The 2292-nt window shown below is 74.1% G+C and carries 1 protein-coding gene and 1 pseudogene; both read left to right on the forward strand.

Features of this window, described 5'->3' with window-relative positions; genetic code table 11:
- Positions 1–230 precede the first annotated feature (230 nt).
- Positions 231–1814, forward strand: coding sequence for a beta-N-acetylhexosaminidase (locus tag AOK18_RS23875; RefSeq protein ID WP_055574185.1), 1584 nt, complete (start codon positions 231–233; stop codon positions 1812–1814).
- 157 nt (positions 1815–1971) lie between these two features.
- Positions 1972–2292: pseudogene (locus tag AOK18_RS34625) on the forward strand (hypothetical protein); the annotation flags it as partial.

The raw sequence follows: 2292 nt of genomic DNA on the forward strand, positions 1-2292 counted from the left end.
TGTGGGGGAGGAGGGGGAAGGGAGTGGCAGATGGTGTGAGAGTTGTGCCGACACGTTACCGAGTGCGCCCAGGACGTGTCCGATCGATAGTCGAGATTCACTCGGACGGGAGAGTTTCGGAACAGCTCCTCGACGCCCTTCACCCGGACGGGCCGTAGGTTGGGCGTGTGAGTCAGCACAGGCAGCACAGGCGCCGGCCGTCCCCGCGGCAGGTGAGGCAGCGGCGGACGCTGGTCGTGGCCCTCGCGGCGGGCGCGGTGGTCGCGGCGTCCGGCGTGGGCATCGGCCTCTGGACGGCGTCGGACGACGGCGGCCCCGCCGCCTCCCGTTCCGGGGACACGGCGGGTTCGCCGTCCGGGGAGCCCGAGCCGAGCCCCACCCGCTCCTACCCCCTGTCCCGGGCGCCCCGGACCATCCCCGCCGTCCGTGACCACAGTGCCGAGCGCGGCCCCGGCTGGCGGCCCGGGCGCGGCCACCGGGTGGTCGTCGGCGATCCGGCCCTGGCGGACGAGGGCCGCCTCGTGGCCGGCGAGCTGGGCCTGACGTACGCGGGGGAGAAGGACGACGAGCGCGCCGGGGACCTGCGCCTGGAACTCAACCGGGGCGAGGGTGCGAACCCCGAGTCGTACACGATGACCGTGCGGGGCGGACGGGTGACCGTCAGCGCCCCCGCCGAGGCGGGCGTCTTCTACGGCACCCGCACCCTCAAGCAGCAGATCCGCGGCGCCGGGACCGCCCCCGAGGGGGTCGTGCGCGACGAGCCCGCCAAGCCGCGGCGCGGGATGATGCTGGACATCGCGCGCAAGCACTTCACCGCCGGCTGGATCGAGGACCGGATCCGCGAACTCGGTGACCTGAAGTTCAACGAACTGGGCCTGCACTTCTCCGACGACCAGAGCTTCCGCATCGAGTCCGACACGCACCCGGAGATCGTGTCCGACCCGCACCTGACCAAGGCCCAGGTCAAGCGGATCGTCGACCTCGCCGCGAGTCGGCACATCACCGTCGTGCCCGAGATCGACTCGCCCGGGCACCTCGGCGCCGTCCTCGCCGCCCACCCCGGCCTCCAGCTGCGCGACGCGGGCGGCGGGGCCGTGCGCGGGGCGATCGACATCTCCGATCCCGCGTCCGCGGAGATCGTCGACGACCTGCTGGACGAGTACGCGCAGCTGTTCCCCGGCTCGCAGTGGCACCTCGGCGCCGACGAGTACCAGGCGCTGGTGGTGCCCGACCCCGAAGCGTCGTTCCCGGGGCTCGCCGCCGCCGCGCGCAAGGAGCACGGTCCCGGCGCCACCGTCGAGGACCTGGCCACGAGCTGGCTCAACGACCGCGCCGACACCGTCCGCGCCCACGGTCGCACGCTCCGCGCCTGGAACGACGGTTTCTTCGAGGGCGGTTCGGTGCGGGCCGCGAAGGACATCCGGGTCGCCTACTGGACCGGCAAGGAGATCGGCGCCCGCCAGCCGGCGGACTACCTGGCCGAGGGCCGCGAGGTCCTCAACTACAACGACGAGTTCCTCTACTACGTGCTGGGCGAGCCGAACGACTTCGTCTACCCGACGGGGGAGCGGATCTACGAGCAGTGGACGCCGCGCGTACTGCGCGGCACCACCGCCGTGCCCTCCCGGTACGACGGCCTGATCCTCGGCGGGTCCTTCGCCGTCTGGTGCGACCTGTCCGGTGCGCAGAGCCAGGAGCAGGTCGCGGCCGGGATCAGGATGCCGCTGCGGGCGACCGCGCAGAAGCTCTGGGACCCGGCCGAACCGGCGCTGTCCTGGGCGGAGTTCCGGAGCCTGGCGGACGAGGTGGACTGAGCCGGGCCGGACACGGCGGTTCCGGCACGCCCGGTGGATCCGGGAGGGTCGCGGAGGGCCTTCCCGGGACGGATCACGCCGTGTCCCTGCGGACCTCCGTGCGGCTGTGGTGGTCCTCTGACGAGCCGAAACCGATCCACCGGGGGAGCGCCGGCCCATGGGCCACCGGGGCTGTTTCGTCGTGGGCCGTGACGAGCGGCCGCTCGCCGAACGGGACGCGCCGGTCGGCGCCCGGGGGACGATCCCGCGCACCTCGGCCCCGGGCGGACGGCAGGTCCGGGAGTAGCCGGGCGGCGACGGCGGCATGGGGAACACGAACGACCTCGCCGGGGAGGCCGGCGCGCCCGCGCCGTTCGGCTGCGTGAGGGACAGCGCCCGCGTGGTGGTGGAGGCGGCGGCACCGAAGAGCGGCGCCCGGACGACCTGCCTGGCGCGGTCCGCGATGGCCGGACACCTCGGCGCCCCCGCGGCGGACGGC

Origin of the sequence: Streptomyces prasinopilosus, from assembly GCF_001419695.1 — a bacterium.
Lineage (GTDB): Bacteria > Actinomycetota > Actinomycetes > Streptomycetales > Streptomycetaceae > Streptomyces > Streptomyces prasinopilosus.